This window comes from Pengzhenrongella sp., assembly GCF_036565025.1.
In the GTDB taxonomy this organism is placed as follows: Bacteria; Actinomycetota; Actinomycetes; order Actinomycetales; family Cellulomonadaceae; genus Pengzhenrongella.
Genome location: NZ_DATCNW010000078.1, coordinates 1 through 3167, shown reverse-complemented (window position 1 = coordinate 3167; position 3167 = coordinate 1). Strand labels below are relative to the sequence as shown.

General features: G+C 67.7%; 3 protein-coding genes. 2 read left to right on the top strand and 1 reads right to left on the bottom strand.

The features are described 5' to 3' along the window. The first annotated feature begins 713 nt into the window (after positions 1–713). Positions 714–1019: a hypothetical protein gene (locus VIM26_RS04135; protein WP_331949078.1), complete on the top strand. Its 306-nt coding sequence runs from the start codon at positions 714–716 to the stop codon at positions 1017–1019. A 125-nt stretch (positions 1020–1144) separates the two neighbouring features. Beyond that, positions 1145–1990, top strand: coding sequence for a hypothetical protein (locus tag VIM26_RS04130; RefSeq protein ID WP_331949077.1), 846 nt, complete (start codon positions 1145–1147; stop codon positions 1988–1990). 297 nt (positions 1991–2287) lie between these two features. Here the strand turns inward: VIM26_RS04130 and VIM26_RS04125 are convergent, their stop codons facing one another. Next, positions 2288–2599: a hypothetical protein gene (locus VIM26_RS04125; RefSeq protein WP_331949076.1), complete on the bottom strand. Its 312-nt coding sequence runs from the start codon at positions 2597–2599 to the stop codon at positions 2288–2290. Positions 2600–3167 lie beyond the last annotated feature (568 nt).

Sequence of the window (3167 nt, the reverse complement as noted above, 5' to 3'; positions counted from 1 at the left end):
GAAAACGGGCAATAGCCCAGGCAAACGAGCCAAGTCAGGATTCTGCGGACGCTGCCAGGACGGGTGCCAGCGAGGGATGGGCTGTGAACTGGGGACGGCCGGTCGAGCTGGCTGGCTGTCCCGGTCCCGTCCTCGACCTGTGGCCGGTGCCAACTCGGGCCGTCCACAGGTGGTCGAGCATAAAGGCGCAGCTCCTGCTATTCGCAACAGTTCAATACGCGAAGGCGCCAGTTGGCTGGTCAGGAGCCACTTCGCCCCGACTTCTGGAGCCTACCGCGAGTTGCGCCGCCTGCGGAATCTCCCTGCCGCGCACGAGTTAGCGGCAGTCTCCTCGACGATGCGTTCGCGCGCCGTTGCCACCGAGAGAGCGCCGACCATGGCTGCTATCACATGGGATTCTCTACATTATCCCGCGTGATAGGACCTCCGCCGTTGGCATCCATCGAGCTGCCTCAATCCGAGCGGCGTCGCATCCAGCTGACGTGCCTGCGTGCCTTGGCCACCGGCAGACGCAGAGGTGAACGCCGGCATCTCACCAGCGTGGGCAGCTCGCCCACCTGTGGACGGCCTGAGCTCCACCCCTCCGGGGCTCCACCCGCCCAACACCCACAACTATGCACGACGAGCGTTCGTGTGTATAGTTGTGGGTGTTGGGCGGGTTGCAAAACGGTCGGGTCTTCCGACCACCCGAGCCTGACACGGAAGGTCGATCCATGTTCTCGCTGCTCACTCGCCACAGCCCCACCGACGAGGTCGCCCGGGCCTCAGATCGCTCGGTCGCCGAGGTATTCCCCTGGTTCTCTCCGGTGGCCTCAGCGCGTCTGGCGACACACGGATACGTCGCGGCGGCCGCCATCGGACTGAACACGCCCGACGCCACGAACCCGCTCCTGAACGGCGATCACCCCGACGTCACCGCCTGGCGTGCCGCGTTCACGATCGACACCGTCATCGACGCCGACGACGTCCTCACACAGCGCCCAGGTTTCGTACCCCGGGGTGACCGGATCACCTTCTGAACTGACGGCGGCCTACGGGCCGCTGACCAACAACCCCACCGCAGGGGCGGACCAAGAGGTCCGCCCCTGCACACCGGCTCACCCCGCGCGCGGGGTGAGCCTCCGAGCACGAGGAGCACACCCCCATGATGACGACCCGATCCACCGAGGACCTGCCTGCCGAGTGGGCCGGCCCGATCCTGGACCTGGTGGAACAGGCCCGCATCTCCGCCGCTCCGGCGGACGACGAGAACGGGGCCTGGGCCGCCGCAGAAGCAGGCCAGGACCAGTTCCGCACCGGCTACAAGGCCGCCCGCCGCACAGCCTCCGCCGGGCAGCTCGCGGCGCACCTCCTGCGGCTGCGCGCGGCCGACCGCGTCGACCAGGGCGACCTCAACGACTGGACCGTGGCCCTGGCCAAGGCCGGCCCCGCGATCAGCTCCTGGGACTGGGACATTCGGATGCAGGGAGCGCTCGACCTGCGCCGGACGTTTCTCGACACGACCCGCACCGCCACGACCGACGCCCGGCCCGCCCGGCTCGTCGCGGCCTGGCTGACGCACAACGCCGGCGCGCAGCTCGTCCCCGCGACCGGGCGCCTGGTCGAGTACGTGCTCGAGCACGAGGACGTCAGCCCGAAGGCCCTGGAGCGCGCCTGGTACGCCGTCCACGGCGCCCGGCTCCTCGACGAGCTCGCCGCACGCGGCAAGCCCCGCGAGGGCCGCCCCACCCGCGAGGACGCCGCCCACCACACCCTCGTGCGCGTCGCGGTCTGCGGCGTACACGCCGCACAGATCATGACCAAGCGCGAGCTCGCCCGCCGCGCCGGCACAACCCGCATGACCATCGACTCCTGGCTCAACGCCGCGATCCCCGCGGCCGCCGCAGAACAGGCGCCCGACGGCCGCCACCTCCGCGGCGTGCCAGCACTCAGCAACGGCGTCGCGAGGTTGGCCGAGGAAGAGCCGGTCGCTGACCCAGAGGAATCCTGAGCGCCACCAAGCACACGACATCGGAACAGCCACATGAAGCTTGAGATCCTGGATCAGATGGCGCGAGCCGTAGGAGACGCCACCGACTGGCTGGCGGCACTCTGGGGGATCCCCTGCTCGTGTGCCTCGTGTGCCTCGTGTTCCTCGCGACCCTCGACTTCCTCATAAACGCCGTGGGTGTTGCGCTCGCCAACCGCTGATCAATTCGGAAGTCGCGACCGGTCTAGCGGCTCTCCGCACACACTGAAACGCCCCCCTCGCAGTCAATGGCGAGGGGGGCGTTTTAGTCAGTCAGGCTCAGTGGCAGCGTTTGACCATCGGCATCCCGATGCTTCTCGGGTTGTTGCCCGCCTTCATGTTGACGTTGTGGTACTTCCCGCTCGACGTGTGCCCCTCGTACCGGACCAGATACGTCATTCCGCCGTGCACCTCTTTCCGCTGCACGTGGCTGTGCGTGCAGGTGTACGGCGTCGCCCAGTCCTCGGCATTCGGGTACTGAGGAATGTAACCGTCCATCTCGTCTGCCTGCGCGGCACCGGCGCCGGCGAGGGCAACCCCCGCAGCTAGAGCAATGGTGGCGAGGCCGGTCACGAATCTCTTCTTCTGCATATCAACCTTTCACAAGCGCACCCGAATGACGCGCATCAACACTGTCTCTTAGTCGCTCTGCATTTGCAAAAGCAACTTTTGAGACAAAGAGGCTTTACGGGATTAATGGGGGTCTGCCAATAAACACCAAGTGCCAGTGCTTCAAGGCCGACGAGCATCTACGCGACGTCGCGCCTGCCGCCCGCCGTAGAGCTCGCAGGAAGTCGCCCGGGCCCCCTGCGCGGGGCACTGGGCGGCGACGTCCTGGTTGATGACGCGCGGCCGGAACTACGCGATCGCCTCGCCCACCACGAGCACGCCGGGTCGACGTCGAGAGCCTCGTGCGCGAGCGCGCCACACAATGCGAGCTTGGCTCGGCGGACTCCGTCGCGCAGGTCCTGCACCACCGTGTAGGTGACGTCCCCGCCGGCGACAGCGCCCCTCGCGCGGGGTACGGCCAAGATAAGCGTAAAAGGGGCCATGCGCCGATCGTGAGGGACGAGGACCCGTCCGGCGGGGCGCGCCAGCACGCACCGGATGACGGGCCATCTTCCGGCACCACCGATCCGCATCTGGGACCGGTGACCTG

Coding starts and splice junctions, on each gene's coding strand:
- VIM26_RS04135 (WP_331949078.1), top strand. CDS start 714: ATGTTCTCGCTGCTCACTCGCCACAGCCCCACCGACGAGGTCGCCCGG.
- VIM26_RS04130 (WP_331949077.1), top strand. CDS start 1,145: ATGATGACGACCCGATCCACCGAGGACCTGCCTGCCGAGTGGGCCGGC.
- VIM26_RS04125 (WP_331949076.1), bottom strand. CDS start 2,599: ATGCAGAAGAAGAGATTCGTGACCGGCCTCGCCACCATTGCTCTAGCT.